Genomic DNA, 20356 nt, shown 5'->3' with positions numbered 1-20356 from the left:
AACCTATTTAGATGAAAAAAGTTTTACAATTATTTTTAGTTTTCTCGTTTTCGGGATTACTGGCGCAGACTAATCCAGCGATTACAAGTTGGCTACGCAATACCACAGGAATTACAGGACGTCATTATGTATCAGGGAATTCAACACCCATAAATGATGCAGTTCAAGCAAATGTTCAAACGGTTCAATACGATGCCAATTGGGCTTATGTATCGGCAACTGGAATTCCGGCATACATTACGGGTCCGTTTTTAGATGGAAATCCTTCATTGGCTACGGCACAGAATAAGATTTTCAAAATTCCTCTAAATCCGACACAAAATACAGGAACATTAACGGCTACAACAGGTGGTAATATCGGTATTTTTAAAAATGGAGTTGCTTTATTTGATTATAGAGATGGGGTTTCTTGGAAGAACTCAACCAGTCAAATTTGTGGAGGTCCAATTGTAGGCTGCACAGGAGATGGAAAATGGAATAGAGACGCTGTAGTAGGCGAACGATTGGGTTTTGATTGTTCTAAAGCACATCCAGCCATGGGAAATTACCACCATCATCAAAATCCTAGTGCTTTTAATCTCGATATTAATGTAATTTCAACCATTTGTAGTACTTATCCATCCGATGGTTTGTATACGATTGATCCAAATCAGCATTCTCCATTATTAGGTTATGCTTACGATGGATTTCCAATTTATGGAGCCTATGCCTATGCTAATACTAACGGAACAGGAGGAATTGTTAGAATGAAATCGGGATATCAATACCGCAATATTACTACCAGAACGGTTTGGGCAGATGGAACAGATGTTCTAGATGGTCCAGCAGTGAGTACTACGTATCCTTTAGGGTATTTTAGAGAAGATTACGAGTTTGTTGCACACCCAACAGATGCGAGTTATTTAGACGAGCACAACGGTCGTTTTTGTGTAACACCAGAATATCCTAATGGAATTTATTGTTATTTTGCTACTGTAGATGCCAATCACAACTCGGCCTATCCGTATGTAGTGGGACCAACATTTTATGGAAATAAAACAGCAACAACTGTTACCACAGTTCCAGCAGGAACTACAACGTATAACCCGGCATTGACTTCGGTTGATTTTGAGACTACAAAATTCAATATTGTTGTAGCACCCAATCCGGCTCAGGATTTTATTGCTATTCAAACCACAATGGCTCACAGTGATTTTAATGTTGAATTAATCAATGAAATAGGTCAAGTGGTTAAGAGTGATAAAATTTTACAAGGTAGTACGTTGTGTGTTATAGACACTTCTACAGTCTATAAAGGAGTTTATTTTGTAAAAATTTACTATGGAGATCATACTATAACCTCAAAAGTTATAATTGAATAAATTAAAATCTTAAATTTGAAGCCACCATTTGAATCAATGGTGGTTTTTTATTTTATACCCATCTATAGATTATAAACTCTTTACCAAAAATGCAACAGCGTTATTCTACTTGTTTTTTTTCTTTTTTATTCTGTATGATTTCCTATTGGTGTATGGGTCAAGAGTTGCCGCCAATAGTTAAGTATACTTCTACCACTTATGGAGCAGGAAATCAGAATTGGATGATTTCTCAAGATAAAGATCAGTTTTTATGTTTTGCAAATAATGAAGGGTTATTAGAGTTTAATGGATCTAATTGGACACTTTATCCCTCACCAAATGAGACGATCATACGTTCTGTAAAATCAGTTGGCGATAAAATATATACGGGTTGCTACATGGAATTTGGTTATTGGAATAGACAATCTGATGGCACTTTGAAGTACTTTTCGTTGAGTAAGAAGATAAAAAATAAGTTAATTGAAGATGAACATTTTTGGAATATAATAAGCGTTGATAACTGGGTTTTGTTTCAATCGTTTAACCGAATTTATGTTTACAATTCTAAAGATGGAAGTTTTCAATTCATAGACGGTCATCCAAATATTTTTAGATGTTATAAAGTCAATAATTCTATTTATTTTCAAGCTCTTGGAGAAGGTTTGTATGAAATAACCAATGGTAAAAGCGCTTTAATTTCAAATGATGAAAGAATTAAAACCAATAGAATTGTAGATGTTTTTACAAGTGAAGAGGGTTTATTACTTCAAACGGAACGTGCAGGAATTTTTAAGTTGAAGGACAAAATTTTAGCTACTCATCACTTTGAATCGGAAAACGAATTAAAACCAAATTCAATTTTTAGTGCAAAAAAATTATCGGATGGTGGCTATGCTTTAGGAACCATTTCTAATGGTATTTATATTTTAGATAAAAATGGTAAAATCAAATACCATATTACGCAAAACACAGGTTTAAGTAACAATACGGTCTTATCTATTATTGAAGATACAGACAACAACTTGTGGCTAGGATTGGATAATGGTATTGATTGTATCAATCTTCAATCGCCAATTAAAAGCTACAAAGACGACGAAGGATATTTAGGAACTGTATATGCGTCAATAAAATTTAACGATCGTATTTATATAGGTACCAATCAAGGTTTATTTTATAAAAGCATGCTAGCCAACGATAGGTTTACTTTTGTAAATGGTACAAAAGGGCAGGTATGGTCTTTATTTGAATACGATGGACAATTGTTTTGTGGTCATGACTTAGGAACTTTTTTAATTAATTCGACGGGTATTCAGCTTATTTTTAGAGGAACAGGTACTTGGAAATTCAATCCGATACCAAATCATCCGAATTTATTGATGCAAGGGAATTATAATGGGCTGTCCATAATAGAAAAGAAAGGTACCACTTGGGCGTTTAGAAATAAACTTTCAGGATTTGATATTTCATCACGATATTTTGAAATTGCCAACAATCATGAGCTGTATATCGGACACGAATACAAAGGAATAATTAAAGTACAAACCACAACCGATTATTACAAGGCAGTTAAGTTTTCTATAATAACAAACCCAATAAAAGGCAAACATATTAGTTTAGTTAAATACAATGGTATCATATTTTATGCAGGAAGACAAGGTATTTACAAATTGAACCCTAAATCCAATAAATTTGTTCGTGATGCTAATTTGAGTACTGTTTTTAACAATGGTGAATATATTTCTGGTAAATTAAATGTAGATAAAACCAATAAAATGTGGTTGTTTACTAAAAATTACATTTACTATTTTACATCAGGTAATTTTAATAGCGAATTGAAAAAACATAAAATTCCTATTCCTTTCACCATTAGTAATCCAATGATCGGCTATGAAAATATTACACAAATTTCCAATAATGAATATTTAGTTGGTAAAACTGACGGCTATTTCATTATAAATTTAGGCGATTTTAAAGTAAAGAGTCATAAAATTGTTCTGACCGATGTTAGTGTTAACGTATTGAGCAAGCCCTTTGTAAATATACCAATGACTACAGAAGGCGAATTGTCTCATGATGAAAACAATTTGGTTTTTAATTATTCAGTACCACAATACAACCGTTTTATTGAAGTTGAATATCAATACATGCTGGAAGGTCTTCAATCCCAATGGAGCGAGTGGAGTACGAAACCAACCATAAGTTTTAAAAATTTAGAACCTGGAGATTACACCTTTAAAGTTCGAGCCAAAATTGCAAATTCGTCTCCTGAGAATACTGCGGTATATCATTTTACAATCAAAAAACCTTGGTATGCAACTAATTTTGCATTGTTCATTTATCTAATTTTCTTTATTGTTATGGCTTACTATATTAATAAGTCTTATAAAAACTATTACCACAAACAAAAAGAGAAATTAATAGAAGAAAATAATTTATTATTAGAAATTGCGGCACTAGAAAGTGAGCAGCAATTGATGAAATTAAGAAATGAACAATTATCGCAAGATGTTGATGCTAAAAATAGAGAGTTGGCAGTTTCTACAATGAGTTTGATTAAGAAAAATGAATTGTTAGGAATTATTAAAGAAGATTTAAAGAAATCATCAGAGGAGAATAGTGGAAGAAATATTAAATCAGTTATCTCAACAATAAATAAAAATATTAATGAGGATGATTCTTGGAATGTATTCAAAGAAGCATTTGATAATGCCGACAAAGATTTCTTAAAAAAGATAAAAGCTGCACATCCAAGTTTAACTCCAAGCGATTTGAAACTTTGCGCTTATTTAAGACTCAATTTATCCTCAAAAGAAATCGCTCCAATGCTTAACATTTCGATACGAAGTGTAGAGATAAAACGATATCGTTTGCGTAAAAAGCTCAATTTGATGCATGATGATGGGTTGGTAAACTACATTTTAAGTATATAACTATACAGAAATAGTGTCAATCACTACAACATTACCTTTACAATAACCTTTTCGTAAGACAATTTAGACCTTTAAATTAATTGATTCAATGCCGTTTAGTATTCTAAATAATCAGCTATTATTGGTGCTTTTGTCATATTCGTAAATTTATCATTTCAAAATTTCATTATGTATATTTTTTGTTGTGGTTGATAATCTAATTCGTATTTTTTAATTGGATAATTTAACACCATGTTAACAAGGCATAAAAAGTGTCTTGCAAAATTTAACCAAACTAAAATTTTACACGCTTATGAATTTAAAGCTATTTTCAGAAAGATTTAGGGATAATTTTTTCCTAATTTCTATGTTTTTCATCTTTATTGTATCGGCTCAAGCTCAGAAAAAAGTTTCTGGTACAGTATTGTCTAATGGTGTTCCATTACCAAGTGCCAATGTTTTGGTAAAAGGTTCTACACTAGGAGTTTCAACCGATATTGATGGAAAATTTGCATTAACGGTTCCCAATGATGCTAAAACTTTAGTAGTATCTTATTTAGGATTTACTACAAAAGAAGTTGAAATTACTTCAGGAGAAATGAAAATTTCTTTGGTAGAAGAAAAAAACACATTAGAAGAAGTAGTAATTAATGTGGGTTATGGTACACAAAAGAAAAGTGTTGTAACTGGAGCTATCTCTAAGGTGAGTTCTAAAGATTTAGAAAAAGTGCCTAACGGACGTATCGAGCAAGCATTGCAAGGTAGGGTTTCTGGGGTTACAATTGCTACCAATTCTGGTTCACCAGGTTCAGGTTCTACTATTAGAGTTCGTGGTATCACTACTTTTGGTGGAGGTAACAATCCATTGTGGGTAGTAGATGGTGTAGTTGTAGATCAAGGCGGAATTGGATATATCAATCAATCTGATATTGAATCTATCGAAGTATTAAAAGATGCTGCATCAGCTTCTATTTATGGTACTCGTGCTGCTACAGGGGTTATTCTTGTAACAACAAAAAAAGGTAAAAAAGGTAAAATTAGTGTTAATTATACCACTTTCACAGGTGTTTCTTCTCCTGCTAAAACATTAAAATTATTAAACGCTACGCAATATGGAGCTTTAATGAATGAAAAATCGGTAGCCGCTGGAGGAAATGTGATTTTTCCTGATTTAAGTGTTTTAGGTGTTGGAACTGATTGGCAAAAACAAGTTTTTAATACTTCAGCACAACGATACAACCACGAATTAAGTTTTAGCGGTGGTAATGATGTTTCTAATTTTTACGTATCTTTTGGGTTACAAGATCAAGAAGGGATTGTTGCTAAAGAAGTTTCAAATTTTACTAAAAAGAATTTTAGAATCAACTCTAATCATAAAATTTCTAAAACGTTTAGTTTTGGTCAAACCATTGCTTACACGCACCAAAAACAAGTGGGTATTGGAACTGTAAATAGTGAATTTGGTGGTGTGCTAAGTTCAGCAATCAATTTAGATCCAACTACACCATTGGTAGTTACAGATCCAACTCAAGCAGCCTACTTAAACGGTTTATCTCCTTATGTACTTCATGATGAAAATGGGAATCCTTATGGTATTTCTTCATTAGTTGGTCAAGAAATTGCCAATCCAGTTGCTTATCAAAAAGTGCAATTAGGAAACTTCGGTTGGTCAGATGACATTGTAGGAAACGCCTATTTAGAAGCTAATATTATAGATGGTTTAAAATTCAAATCGTCAATTGGTGGTAAAAAAGCGTTTTGGGGTAATGAGTATTTTACACCTAAATTTTACTTAAATGCTTCTTTTAATAGTGTGGTTCAAAATTCATTAACAAGAAATACCAATACAGCTTTAGATTGGATTTTTAATAATACTTTGACGTATACCAAGAAATTTGGAGATCACAACATTACAGCATTAGTTGGTCAAGAAGCAAATGAATTGAATATTGGATATGCAACAGGGGTAACTCATGCCGATTTGCCTACTAATAATTACCAAGAAGCTTCATTTAACTTTAGTTTGCCAGCAGCGAACAAAACAGGATATTCTTATACATTCACTCCTCATAAACTAACATCATTGTTTACAAGAGTAAATTATGATTACAAAGAAAAATATTTATTTACTGGTGTATTTCGTAGAGATGGATCTTCACGTTTTGGTGCCGATAAAAAATACGGATATTTCCCAGCTGTTTCCATGGGATGGGTACTTTCTAAAGAAAATTTCTGGAAAGAAAATAAATACGTGAACTCTCTGAAATTTAGAGGTGGTTACGGTAAAACAGGTAATGATGGTAGTTTAGGAGACTTTTATTATAGTGCTTTAGTGAGTGGAGGTTCAAATTATACTTTTGGTAATTCAGGTGCTATCACTACAGGATATTCTCCAAGAACTTTAGAAAATCCTTCGTTACACTGGGAAGAAACAATTCAAACTAATTTTGGTTTTGATGCTAAAATCTTTAACGATTTTACGCTTACTGTTGAATACTACAAGAAAAAAACTTCGGGTATTTTACAACGCTTGATAATTCCGGGATATGTTGGAGTTAACGAACAACCATTTGCTAACGTAGCTGACATGGAAAACAAAGGGTTAGAGTTTGAATTAGGTTATAAAAAGAAAATTGGAGGAGTAAATTTTTCTGCCAATGCAAACTTCTCAACACTAAAAAATACAGTAACTAATATTGGAACTGGGGTTGACTTCTTAACACAAGACGCTGCAGGTTTCCAATCTATGGGTGATGTAACTAGAACTCAAGTTGGTCAAGCATATAATTCATTTTTCGGATATCAAACTGCTGGAATTTTTCAAAACCAAGCTGAAATTGATGCATACAAAAATGCAGCTGGTGGTTTAATTCAACCTAACGCTCAACCTGGAGATTTCAGATGGGTTGATAATAATGGTGATGGTAAAATTGATGCAAATGATAGAACATTCCTAGGAAGTATGATTCCTAAATGTACTTTTGGTTTGACCTTAAATGCCGATTACAAAGGATTTGATGTTATGGTTTTTGCTCAAGGTGTTGCAGGAAATAAAATTTTCCAAGGGCTACGTCGTCTAGATGTTGCCAATTCAAATTATCAAACAATTGCATTAAGTCGTTGGACAGGAGAAGGAACATCTAATGATTTTCCACGTTTAACTAATAATGATACTAATGGTAACTTTGGAAACATGTCTGATTTCTATTTGCAAAAAGGAGATTATTTACGTTTTAAAGTGATTCAATTGGGATATTCTTTGCCAGCATCAGCGATAAGCAAAATTGGAGCCAGCAAAGTGAGACTTTTTGTTACAGGTGAAAATCTATTAACCCTAACAAAATATACTGGTTACGATCCAGAAATCGGTGGAAACGTAATGGGTATTGATAAAGGATATTATCCTCAGGCACGTACATTTATGTTTGGAGCTAATCTACAATTCTAAAAAATATATTATTATGAAAATAACAAAAATTAAATATCTAGTTATTGCAGGGATTACTTTAACTGCGGTGACTTCGTGTAATAAAGATTTTTTGGATGTTAATCCAGAAGGTCAATATTTAACTTCTAATTACTATCAAAATGAAGACCAAGCATATTCTGGTTTGGTAGCTGTTTATGATGTAATGCGAAAAAACTCGGGTGGTTTTGAAAACATGATTACTATGATGAATGCTGGTTCTGATGATCATTATGCTGGTGGTGGTGGTGCTACAGATGGTGTTGGAATTCAATCATTTTCAAATTATACCCAAAATGGTAACACTATTCCACAAAGTTTTTGGAACGATCATTATCAAGGAATAACAAGAGCTAATATTTTACTTCAAAAATTGCCAAATACTCAGATGGATAACAATCTGAAAGTAAGATTTGCTGCAGAATCAAAAGCTTTAAGAGCAATGTACTATTTCAATTTAGTTAGAATGTTTAAAAACGTTCCACTAATTTTAGAACCATTGACTGCAGCTAATATGTATGATGTAGCACAAGCTAGTCCAACAGCTGTTTATGCTCAAATTGAGGCTGATTTATTAGATGCAATTAATGATTTGCCGTCAACATTAACTAGTGCAGAGACAGCTCGTTTTACTAAAGGTGCTGCACAAGCTTTGCTTGGAAAAGTATATTTGTACGATGGAAAAAATGCTTTAGCAGCTACTCAATTAGCCGCTGTTAATGGTACTCCAGGAGGAACTAGTCAATATGGTTACCATTTATTATCTAACTTTAATGATTTATGGATTACTTCAAATAAATTCAATACAGAATCGATTCTAGAAGTTGCACATACAAGTACTGGTAACTCTTATTGGGGAATTTGGGGTTCTGGATCAGACGAAGGAAATACAGTTAATGTTATGGTAGGACCTAGAGGATACACAAGACCATCGGGTTCTCCAGCTCCAAATCTTCCGTCAGGTTGGAGTTTTAATGTGATTACTCAAGATTTATACAATGCTATGGCAGGAGATCCTCGTTTTGGAGCCACTATTTTAGACTTAAAAGCTTTAAAATTAGCGGGTCAAGCAGATTATATCCCAGGCTATCAAGATACAGGGTATTTTTTAAATAAATTTATTCCAAGACAATCAGATGTTACAACAGGTCAAGGAGATGCTGTACTTAACTACAAACAAGATTCTTATGTAATTCGTCTTGCAGACACTTACTTGCTTGAAGCTGAGGCATTAGGAGGAACTGGAGCTAGAGCTCAAGCGCTTTTGGATGCGGTGAGAAGTAGAGTTGGATTGCCTTCTGTGCCAGTTTCTTTGGCTGCTATTAAAGCAGAAAGAAGATTGGAATTAGCAGGTGAAGGGCATCGTTTCTTTGATTTAGTAAGATGGGGTGATGCTTCATCTAAATTATCGAGTAGAGGCTTTATAGCTGGAAAAAATGAAGTATTACCAATTCCTTACAAAGAATTACAAAATACTCAGTTAGTTCAAAACCCTGGTTATTAATAATTAATTATCTAATTTATGAAAAAAGTAAAATTAATTTTCAGTTGTGCTCTTCTTATGGCCGCAGCAATTAGCTGTTCATCACCAGATGGAATTGACACTGATTTGTCTTCATTAAGTACAGCATCATCTTCTAACAACTCTAAGATATTTGATGTAAGTACAGATAACTCAGGACTTGTTAAAATAACTCCAATTGGAGATGGCGCAACTAGTTTCTCTGTAAGTTACGGTCACGGAACTGGAGCACCAGTTACTGTTTCTGCAGGTGCTAGTACAAATCATGTTTATCCTGAAGGAACCTATACCGTAACTATTGTTTCTTATGATATTGCTGGTCATTCTACTACGGCAACCTATCCTTTAAGTGTGGTATATACAGCTCCTACAAATGTGAATACAGTTAGAAATTTTGCAGGTACTGTTTTAACTCTAACTGCTACTGCTACAAATGCAAACGGATTTACAGTTAATTGGGGTGATGGAAGTTTGACACAATCAATGACAGGAACTTTAGGAGGAACTTTCACAGTACCGGATCATAATTATGCACCAGGAGTATATACTTTAACTGTTACTGCTTTAAGTGGTGGTGCGGCAAATACAACAGTTACTTATCCTATAACTGTTTATTCTCCATATTCATTACCAATTACCTATGAAAATCCTATTCAAAATTATGGAATTGGAGGCACTTTCGGAGGTGTAGACGTAGCAGTTGTTGCCAACCCATTTCCAGGAGGAATAGATACATCGGCTAATGTTTGGAGGTTTACCAAAAATGCTGGTGCAGAGTCATGGGCTGGAACTTGGACGCCACTATCAGCACCAAATGGTGTTCCAATAGATTTTAATAACGGAAATAAATTTAAAGTTATGGTTTATGCTACTCAAGTTGGTAAATTATTACATTTTCAACTAGAACAACCTTCTGTTGGCATTGGAAATCAATCCATCGATGTGCCAATAACTGTTGCTAACCAATGGCAAGAATTAACTTTTGATTTTAGCACACTTGGCATACCTGCTGGAACAACTTTTAAACAATTAGTTTTCCAATATAATCTTGCAGCTGGTGGTTCTGGTGAAGTTATTTATATAGACAATGTTACACAATCAAACTAAAAAAATAGAAATGATGAATAAGATGAATATAAAATTTATTTTTAGTCTATTGGTTGGTTTTGCTCTAACGCTTACAAGCTGTCAAGAGGAAAGCTATTCATTAGGCGACTTAACAGCTCCTTCAAATGCGGTAATCAATGCACAAGTTGTAGGAAGTAATTCGGCTAATCCAAATGGAGATGGTTCGGGTGATGTTATTGTATCGGCAACTGCAGACAATGCTTTGGCTTTTAAAGTAGGATATAATGATGTTACAGATTTAACATCTCCAGTTTCTTTATCAACCTTACCTTCTAGTGGTACAACTAAAAAGTTTACCGCTCTTGGTCTTCATACCTATAGAATTACTGTTGTAGCTTATGGTAAAGGAGGAACTTCATCTACGGTAACTAAAGATGTTACTGTGGTAAGTAATTTCAATCCAGATCCGTCTATTGTGACAAACATTACCAACAATGCCTCTAAAACTTGGGTTGTTGATAAAAGTGTTCCAGGACATTTTGGTGTAGGACCATGGAGCACTAGTTCATCAGGACCAGACTGGTGGTCGGCTGCAATTGATGAAAAAGTAGCTTGTTGTAATTGTTTTTACACTACAACTTTTACATTTAATAAACTAGCTGGAGCTAATTCATTTACATTACAAGTAACAAATCCAGATGGAGCTTTTACTAAAACAGGTTCTTTAGCTTCAATTCCGGGAATTCCTGCATCAGGTGCTGAAGGATGTTACAGTTATGGTGGCGGAACTGCTCCATTTACTTTTGTTCCTACTAGCTCTGGACTTCCAAGTACAGTGACTTCTACACAAACTAGTATGTTGTTGGGAGGTTCTACAACGTATATTGGTTATGGTGCCTTGCAAAAAGAATATGAAATTATGGTAAGTACACCAACTTACATGTACCTTAGAGTTCAAGGTACTGAAACAGGAAATGCTTGGTATTTAAAACTTAAACCAGCACCATAATTAAAAGTAAATAAAGACACTCAGAGCGAAAACAGTTCTGAGTGTCTTATTATTAATGAATAAACAGTTATGAAAAAAGAAAATAGTAAAATTTACCGTTGGAAGTTTATATTTATGGCAGTTGCTTTAGTTTCATTTACTACAACATCTATTATGAGTTGTAGTAAAAATGATAACGGAGGTAGTTCTTCCTCAGAAATAACGCCTTCAAATTTAGTCATTAATGCTGCTGTAGTTGGTACAACTTCAACGATGCCTAATGGTGATGGAAGTGGAGTAGTGAATTTTACAGTTTCAGCAACCAATGCTACATCGTATAAAATATTGATTGGTTCAAATATTATCAATTCAACTACAGGAGTTTTTAGTTATACATTTACAGATTTAGGTACGAATGCCTATACCGTTTATGCTTCGGCATATAATGGGAGTAAATTCATCTCAGGAAATATACCTGTTGTTGTTTATGTTCAGCCAACTTTAGTTTGGGCAGATGAATTTGATGTAGATGGAGCTCCAAATAGTGCCAATTGGTCCTATGAAACTGGTGCTGGTGGATGGGGCAATAATGAATTGCAATGTTACACCAATAGACCTCAAAACGTAATTGTTCAAAACGGAACATTGCGAATTAATGCCATAAAAGAAGTATATAACGGAAGTAATTATACTTCGGCTAGAATTGTTACTAGCGGAAAAAAATCATTTAAATACGGTAGAATTGATATGAGAGCCAAACTACCAGCTGGAGGAGGTACGTGGCCTGCACTGTGGATGTTGGGCGAAAATATTGGTTCTGTTGGTTGGCCTGCCTGTGGTGAGATTGATATTATGGAACACATAGGAAATAATCTAAATACTATTTACGGAACGCTTCATTATCCTGGCCATTCTGGTGGTAATGCAGACTCGGCTACTACGACTGTTGCTACAGCTACTACCGATTTTCATATCTATTCTATAGATTGGTCATCAACAGCAATTAAATTTTATGTTGATAACCAATTGTATCGTTCGTTTGGTAATAGTAGTGCAGTTCCATTTAATAGTAATTTCTTCTTTATTTTTAATTGTGCAATGGGAGGAAATTTTGGTGGAACAATCGATCCTAATTTTACGTCAGCCACACTTGAAGTAGATTACGTTAGAGTGTATCAATAATATTTTGTTTAAGTTAGTTTGTCCATTAATAGCTTCTGTTATTTCTTCAACAGAAGCTTTGATGGATAATGTTTTTAAGATGAAACAAATCAGATTTTTTTTTACAATCGTTTTAGTTGTTTTGAGTTTTTCATTGAAAGCTCAATCTCTAAAAGTAATGACTTATAATATCCGTTTGAATGTAGATTCAGATGGAGAAAATAGTTGGACCAATAGAAAAGACTATTTTACGTCTCAAATTCAATTTTATGAACCCGATATTTTTGGTATTCAAGAAGCCACACCAAGTCAGGTAACCGATATTTCTACTTCACTACCACAATATTCTTATGTTGGAATAGGAAGAGAAGGTGTTGGAAAGGGTGAATCTTCAAATATATTTTATAAGAAAAAACGATTCAGTGTTTTACAAGAAAGTACGTTTTGGCTTTCCGAAACGCCCAATGAAATTTCCAAAGGTTGGGATGCAGCATGTAATCGGGTTTGTACTTATGTTTTATTAAAAGATAACATTACAAATACAATATTTTGGGTTTTTAATACCCACTTAGATCACATTGGTGAAGTTGCCCGAACTAAAGGCATTGAATTAATACTTGCCAAAATAAAAACGTTAAATTCTAACAATTATCCCGTACTGTTTATGGGTGATTTTAACTCTGAACCTTCAGAAAATCGAATAGTAAATTTAAAAAAAGAAATGCTCGATTCTAGAGATATTTCTACTCAAAAACCTTTTGGGCCTTCCGGTACTTTCAATGGTTTTAAACATGATGAAGCTGTAACTAAAAGAATAGATTATATTTTTATTTCTAAAAACAGTACTATAATTGTTGAAAAATATGCAGTCTTAAGTGATTCCAAAGATTTAAAATATCCATCAGACCATTTACCCGTTTATATCGAATTAAATTTTAAAAAATGATTACATTAAAAAATATACAATTTCTTTTTATTGCTTCCTTAGCAAGTGTATTAGTAGGCTGTGCTCAATCGTCAGATACAGTTAATAACGGTTCTAATACTACACCAACAACCAATGATGTCGATTTTTGGCTTACTAAAGCTGACGAATCAGTGAAATTACAAAAACAATCCATCGTTATGGGTTTCGGTACAACTTATAATGTGTACCCCAATATAGAGATTAACGATTCCCAAACATATCAAACGGTTGATGGCTTTGGATATACTTTAACTGGAGGTAGCGCTCAAGTGATTAATATGCTATCTGCTTCTAAAAAAACTGAGTTGCTGCAAGAATTATTTGGAGCTTCTGCTACTTCAATTTCGGTTAATTATTTAAGAATTAGTATTGGAGCTTCCGATTTAAATAGTACCGTTTTCTCATATGATGATATGCCTTCAGGGCAAACGGATGCCAATTTGAATAATTTCAGTTTAGCCAATGATAATGAACTAATCCTTTTACTAAAAGATATTTTAATCATCAACCCAAATATAAAGATTATTGCTGCTCCATGGTCGGCTCCAGTTTGGATGAAAGACAATAACAGCACTATTGGCGGAAGTTTACAAACACAATACTACAGTGCTTATGCACAATATTTTGTAAAATACATTCAAGCAATGCAAGCACAAGGAATTCATATTGACGCTGTAACGCCTCAAAATGAGCCTTTAAATCCATACAATAATCCGAGTTTGGTGATGACGGCTTCACAACAAACTGATTTTATCAAAAATAATTTAGGGCCAGCCTTTCAAACAGCAGGAATTACCACTAAAATAGTATCTTACGATCACAATTGTGATGTACCACAATACCCAATGACCGTTTTATCTGATCCAACTGCCAATCCATTTGTAGACGGCTCGGCATTTCATTTATACGCTGGAGATATTTCGGCATTGAGTACCGTTCACAATGCTTATCCTAACAAAAATGTGTATTTTACAGAACAATACACCGCTTCTACAGGAAGTTTTGATGGTGATTTGAAATGGCATGTAAAGAATGTTATCATAGGTTCTATGCGCAACTGGAGTAAAAATGCTTTGGAATGGAATTTAGCTAATAATACTGCATTTGGTCCCAATACACCTGGCGGATGTACTACTTGTAAAGGTGCTATAACAGTTACAGGTGCAGATAGTTATATGCGAAATGTGAGTTATTACATTGTAGCGCATGCTTCTAAATTTGTTCCTGCTGGATCTGTTCGAATTGCTTCAACTCAAACCGGTAATGTGAACAATGTAGCTTTTAAAACTCCATCAGGCAAGATAGTTCTTATTGTAGAAAATGATGGTACAGCGTCTGAAGTTTTTAATATCAAATACAATGGCAAATGGGTTGCAGCTTCCTTAAATGGAGGTTCTGTCGCCACTTACATTTTTTAAAATCATATCATGAATAAAGTATTTTTAATCATAGTTTTTCTTTCAACTTTAGTCGCGTTTTCTCAAAAGAAGCATACAACTACGGTTTCTTATTCTGTTAAAAATAAAACGGTAGTTGTATATACTTCTGCTGATAGTACCAACTTAAAATTAACTAAAACAGCCGAAGATTTAAAGTTCTCAGAGCTAAAGCAACCTGTAGAAACTCAGATTTGTATTTTTGTTAATCCAAATAAAAAATTTCAAACATTTTTCGGAATAGGTGGTGCTATTACCGATGCTAGTGCAGAGGTTTTTGCCACGTTATCAGCCGAAAAACAACAAGAGTTTTTAGATGCCTACTATTCTAAAAATAAAGGAATTGGCTACACCATTATACGAACCAATATCAGTAGTTGTGATTTTAGTTCAGATTCTTACAGCTATATTCAAGAAGGCGATGCTGCTTTAAAAACATTTAATATTGATCACGACAAAAAATTTAGAATTCCTTTGTTAAAAAGAGCTATGGGTGCTATTGGTAAAGAGGCTTCTTTATATGTGAGTCCTTGGTCGCCACCAGCTTTCATGAAAGACAATAAGGATGTTTTACATGGTGGGAAATTACTGCCAGAGTTCAGCCAATCTTGGGCGAATTACTATGTCAAATACATCAATGCTCTAGAAAAAGAAGGGCTTCCAGTTTGGGGATTAACGGTTCAAAACGAACCAATGGCCAAACAAAAATGGGAATCATGTGTTTATTCGGCCTCAGAAGAGCGCGATTTTCTTAAAAATTATCTTGGACCAACGCTTAAAAAAGCAGGTTTAGGCGATAAAAAGATTTCAATTTGGGATCATAATCGCGATTTAATATCACAACGTGTTAGTACTATTTTAGATGATCCTGAAGCCAGTAAATATGTATGGGGAATCGGTTTTCACTGGTATGAAAGTTGGAGTGGAGGAGATCAAATGTATGACAACGTAGGCAAAGTAAATGAAATGTATCCTTCTAAAAACTTATTTTTTACCGAAGGTTGTGTAGAAAAGTTTGATGCCAAAAATTACCAATTATGGAAGAATGGTGAGCGTTATGGAAAGTCAATGATCAATGATTTTAATAATGGAACTGTGGGTTGGACCGATTGGAATATTTTATTAGATCAAAATGGCGGTCCAAATCATGTGAAGAATTTTTGTTTTTCACCAATTCACGCCGATACTACTACAGGTCAATTAATTTATACACCGTCCTATTATTTTATTGGACATTTTTCTAAATTTATTGAAAAAGGTGCTAAAAGAGTGAGTAGCGTTTCAAGTAGAAGTTCATTACTTACCACTTCATTTATGAATCCTGATGGGAAAATGGTCACGGTAGTGATGAATCAGAGTAATTTAAAAATTGATTATTTTCTTTGCATCGGAACAGAAACAACAGCAGTAACTATTTTACCTCATGCTATTCAAACCTTAGTGTATTAATAATTTTTACCTCAAATTTTGTTTAATCAAATGATACAATCCAGTACAATACACTATAAGAATTTGTATGTTTTATTTTTTATTTTCCTATCTATCTCTTCGTTTAGTCAAAATTTTTTGCACCGTGATGGACAAAATATTGTTGATGGAAATGGGAAAAATGTTCTTTTAAGAGGATTGGGTTTAGGAGGATGGATGGTTCAAGAAGGTTATATGTTAAAAACTGGTGATTTTGCAGGTCCTCAATATCAAATCAAGCAAAGAATCACCGATTTAATTGGCGAAAAAAACACTTCTGAATTCTATGAAGCATACAAAAAAAATGGAATTACCAAACGAGATATCGATTCATTGGCAGCTTGGGGATTCAATTCAATTCGATTGCCAATGCATTATAATCTTTACACCTTACCAGTTGAAAAAGAGTCTGCCTCAAATCAGAATACTTGGTTGGAAGAAGGGTTTAAGATGACGGATGAACTTCTAAATTGGTGTGCCTCCAATAAAATGTATCTTATTTTAGACTTGCATGCCGCTCCAGGTGGTCAGGGCAAGGATGCTAATATTTCTGATTATGATGATTCTAAACCTTCTTTATGGGAAAGTGTCGATAATCAAGATAAAATGGTAGCTTTCTGGAAAAAGATAGCAGAGCGATATAAAGATAATCCTTGGATTGGCGGATATGATATCATTAATGAACCTAACTGGAATTTTTCTAGTACCAACAAAAATGGATGCGACGAAAAATTGAATGCGCCTCTAAGAGCTCTCCAAGTTCGAATAACCAATGCCATTCGAAAGATAGATAGTAATCATTTAATCATTGCCGAAGGAAATTGCTGGGGAAACAATTATAATGGTTTATTTCCGCTTTGGGACGACAATATGGCTTTGAGTTTTCACAAATATTGGAATTACAACGATACGGCAAGCATTCAACAAATGCTAGATTATAGAAAACAATACAATGTGCCAATTTGGTTGGGAGAGAGCGGAGAGAATTCTAATGCGTGGTTTAAAGATGCTATTACATTAGTCGAATCTAATAATATTGGTTGGGCTTTTTGGCCTATGAAGAAGATTGATAATATTGCTGGTGTCACTTCTGTAAAAGAACCTTCAGGATATAAAATCCTTTTAAATTATTGGAAAACTGGTAAAAACAAACCATCTGCAGATGAAGCCAAAAAAATCTTGATGAAACTGGCTAACAATTATAAATTGGAAAACTTGAACATCAAATACGATGTTATAGATGCTATGTTTCGACAAATTCATTCTGAAAAAGCCAAACCTTACAAAAAACACATTTTACCCGGTAAAATATTTGCAACCAACTATGATTTAGGTGCTATTAATGTTGCTTATTTTGATAATGATGCCTACAATTATTGGGTTTCATCGGGCAATAGAACTGAATGGAATAGCGGTAACCAAATGCGCAATGATGGTGTAGATATTGAAAAGTGTTCTGATAAAATTTCAAATGGCTACAATGTAACAGCTATTCAAGATCGGGAGTGGATGCAGTATACATTTGATTTGAAAGCGGACACTACATTTAATTTAACTCTTAGGTATGCTGCCGATACTTCGGATGCTAAAGTGTATCTATTAGATGAGAATGGGACAAAGTTGACAGCAACAGTTTCACTTCCATCAACTGGAAGTAAATCAAAATGGCAAACCCAAGATTTAAAAGAAATTAAGTTGAAAAAAGGAATTAACTCCATCAGAGTTTTTTTTGAAAAAGGAAATTGCAATCTAAATTACTTAGAATTTAAAAACACAACCAATACCAAAAAATAACTAAAAGAGACATTATGAAAAAAAATATACTAGCTTTAGTTTTATTAAGTTCATGTATAGGGTTTTCTCAACAAAAAACAATAGATCAAAAAGTAGATGAGTTGCTAAAAAAAATGACTCTTGAGGAGAAAATAGGTCAGTTAAATCAATATACTAACGATGCTAATCCAACAGGACCATTAGTGGTAAATCCAAATAAGGAAAAAGAAATTAAAGCTGGTTTATTAGGTTCTATGTTGAATGTTATGGGTGCCGATAGAACTCGAAAGTATCAAGAATTGGCTATGCAATCAAGATTGAAAATTCCATTGCTTTTTGGTTTGGATGTCATACATGGTTACAAAACTACTTTTCCAATTCCTTTAGCCGAATCGGCTAGTTGGGACATGACAGCTATTGAACAAGGAGCCCGTGTTGCCGCCACAGAAGCTTCGGCAAGTGGCATCCATTGGACATTTGCACCAATGGTTGATATTGCTCGCGATCCACGTTGGGGCAGAGTTATGGAAGGCGCTGGAGAGGATACCTATTTAGGTTCTAAAATTGCTATTGCACGGGTTAAAGGATTTCAAGGAACAAAATTGGGTGAATTGAATTCGGTAATGGCTTGTGTCAAACATTTTGCTGCTTATGGTGCAGCAGTTGGAGGAAGAGATTACAACTCGGTTGATATGAGTGATCGCATGTTGTGGGAAACGTATTTACCACCATTCAAAGCGGCATTAGATGCTGGAGCTGCCACATTTATGAATTCGTTTAACGATTTAAACGGAATTCCAGCTACAGCTAATAAATACCTGCAACGTGATATTTTAAAAGGAAAATGGAACTTCAGAGGTTTTGTCGTTTCCGATTGGGGTTCTATTGGTGAAATGACAGCACATGGTTATGCTAAAGATGGTAAAGAAGCCGCTCAATCAGCAATTTTAGCAGGGAGTGATATGGATATGGAAAGCAATGCCTATCGCAATAATTTGGCGCAATTGGTCAAAGAAAATAAAGTACCAGTATCGGTTATCGATGATGCCGTAAAACGAATTCTCCGCAAGAAATTTGAATTGGGTTTGTTTGATGATCCATACAAATATTGTAATCAAGACAGACAGAACGCAGCACTTTCCAATCCAGAGCATACCAAAATTGCCAGAGATATGGCTAAGAAAAGTATGGTACTTCTTAAAAATGAAAACAACATTTTACCACTTTCTAAAGATATTAAAACCATTGCCTTTATCGGACCAATGGTGAAACCAAAACGAATCAATCACGGATTTTGGTCTATCGATTTGAAAGAAGTTGATTCAACCTATATCGTATCGCAGTGGGAAGGTTTGGAAAATAAGGTAGGAAAAACTGCCAAGTTGCTTTATGCCAAAGGATGTGATATTGAAGGAGCTAACAAATCGGGTTTTCAAGAGGCAGTCGCAATTGCAAATCAAGCAGATGTAGTCATTTTGAGTGTTGGTGAACGATTTGATATGAGTGGAGAAGCCAAAAGCAGAAGTAATATTCATTTACCAGGTGTTCAAGAAGATTTGATTAAAGAACTTCAAAAAACCGGAAAGCCAATAGTTGTTTTAATCAATGCAGGTCGACCTTTAATTTTTAATTGGACTGCAGACAATATGCCAGTAATTGTTTATACTTGGTGGTTGGGATCGGAAGCTGGAAATGCCATTGCAGATGTGCTTTTTGGGGATTATAACCCATCGGGCAAATTACCTATGACGTTTCCGAGAGAGGAAGGACAAATTCCAATTTATTACAATCATTTCAGTACGGGACGACCATCGGTTAATGAAGATAAAAATTATAAATCGGCTTATATTGATTTACCAACCTCACCTAAATTTCCATTTGGATTCGGGTTGAGCTATACTTCATTCCAATATTCTGATTTGAAATTATCAAAACAAAAAATCAAGTCTAACGAATCTATTGAAGTTTCGGTTACCATTACCAATACGGGTAAATTTGCTGGTGAAGAAGTGGTACAATTGTACCTTCAAGATAAATTTGGTTCAGTAGTACGACCTATTATAGAATTAAAAGATTTTCAAAAAATTAAATTAGAAGTTGGCGAATCTAAAGTGATTAAGTTTATTGTTGACAATCAAAAGTTATCATTTTATAATTCTAAATTAGAGTTTCAATCGGAACCTGGTGATTTTGAGTTGATGATTGGTTCATCATCGGCAGACATTCGTTTAAGAAGTAATTTCGAATTAATAAAATAAA

General features: G+C 34.1%; 12 protein-coding genes. All 12 read left to right on the top strand.

The genetic code is table 11. The features are described from left to right. Positions 1-11: 11 nt before the first annotated feature. The 12 genes from ACODSI_RS02235 to ACODSI_RS02180 all read left to right on the top strand — a co-directional run bounded on the left by ACODSI_RS02235 (position 12) and on the right by ACODSI_RS02180 (position 20355). Positions 12-1361 carry a YHYH protein gene (locus ACODSI_RS02235; protein WP_488915219.1) on the top strand — a complete coding sequence of 450 codons (1350 nt, stop codon included), beginning with the start codon at positions 12-14 and terminating at the stop codon, positions 1359-1361. Between the two features lie 89 nt (positions 1362-1450). Continuing rightward, a complete protein-coding gene (locus tag ACODSI_RS02230) occupies positions 1451-4270 on the top strand; it encodes a triple tyrosine motif-containing protein (protein ID WP_488915218.1) in 2820 nt (939 codons plus the stop codon). 346 nt (positions 4271-4616) lie between these two features. After that, positions 4617-7697, top strand: a complete 3081-nt coding sequence (locus tag ACODSI_RS02225) for a SusC/RagA family TonB-linked outer membrane protein (protein WP_488915217.1) — start codon at positions 4617-4619, stop codon at positions 7695-7697. A 13-nt stretch (positions 7698-7710) separates the two neighbouring features. After that, the gene (locus tag ACODSI_RS02220; protein ID WP_488915216.1) at positions 7711-9219 is read left to right on the top strand and encodes a RagB/SusD family nutrient uptake outer membrane protein; all 1509 of its coding nucleotides are present in this window, start codon (positions 7711-7713) and stop codon (positions 9217-9219) included. An 18-nt stretch (positions 9220-9237) separates the two neighbouring features. After that, complete coding sequence (locus ACODSI_RS02215; protein ID WP_488915215.1) at positions 9238-10344, top strand: hypothetical protein; 1107 nt, start codon at positions 9238-9240, stop codon at positions 10342-10344. Further along, complete coding sequence (locus ACODSI_RS02210) at positions 10325-11314, top strand: hypothetical protein (RefSeq protein WP_488915214.1); 990 nt, start codon at positions 10325-10327, stop codon at positions 11312-11314. Before ACODSI_RS02215 ends, ACODSI_RS02210 begins: the two co-directional genes overlap by 20 nt. A 69-nt stretch (positions 11315-11383) precedes the next feature. Further along, a complete protein-coding gene (locus ACODSI_RS02205; RefSeq protein WP_488915213.1) occupies positions 11384-12475 on the top strand; it encodes a glycoside hydrolase family 16 protein in 1092 nt (363 codons plus the stop codon). 79 nt (positions 12476-12554) lie between these two features. Further along, entirely contained in the window at positions 12555-13400 is an 846-nt protein-coding gene (locus ACODSI_RS02200; protein ID WP_488915212.1) for an endonuclease/exonuclease/phosphatase family protein, read from the top strand. Continuing rightward, positions 13397-14839 (top strand): glycoside hydrolase family 30 protein, encoded by a 1443-nt coding sequence (locus ACODSI_RS02195; protein ID WP_488915211.1) that lies wholly within the window; start codon positions 13397-13399, stop codon positions 14837-14839. Before ACODSI_RS02200 ends, ACODSI_RS02195 begins: the two co-directional genes overlap by 4 nt. A 9-nt stretch (positions 14840-14848) precedes the next feature. After that, positions 14849-16306: a glycoside hydrolase family 30 protein gene (locus tag ACODSI_RS02190; RefSeq protein ID WP_488915210.1), complete on the top strand. Its 1458-nt coding sequence runs from the start codon at positions 14849-14851 to the stop codon at positions 16304-16306. Positions 16307-16336: 30 nt separating this feature from the next. Further along, positions 16337-18118 (top strand): cellulase family glycosylhydrolase, encoded by a 1782-nt coding sequence (locus ACODSI_RS02185; RefSeq protein WP_488915209.1) that lies wholly within the window; start codon positions 16337-16339, stop codon positions 18116-18118. Positions 18119-18132: 14 nt separating this feature from the next. Further along, positions 18133-20355 (top strand): glycoside hydrolase family 3 N-terminal domain-containing protein, encoded by a 2223-nt coding sequence (locus ACODSI_RS02180; protein ID WP_488915208.1) that lies wholly within the window; start codon positions 18133-18135, stop codon positions 20353-20355. Position 20356: the final 1 nt, after the last annotated feature.

The sequence above is a fragment of the Flavobacterium sp. FG139 genome, from assembly GCF_057809695.1.
Note: the sequence above shows the minus strand (reverse complement) of the source record. Positions and strands in the feature narration are given on the sequence as shown.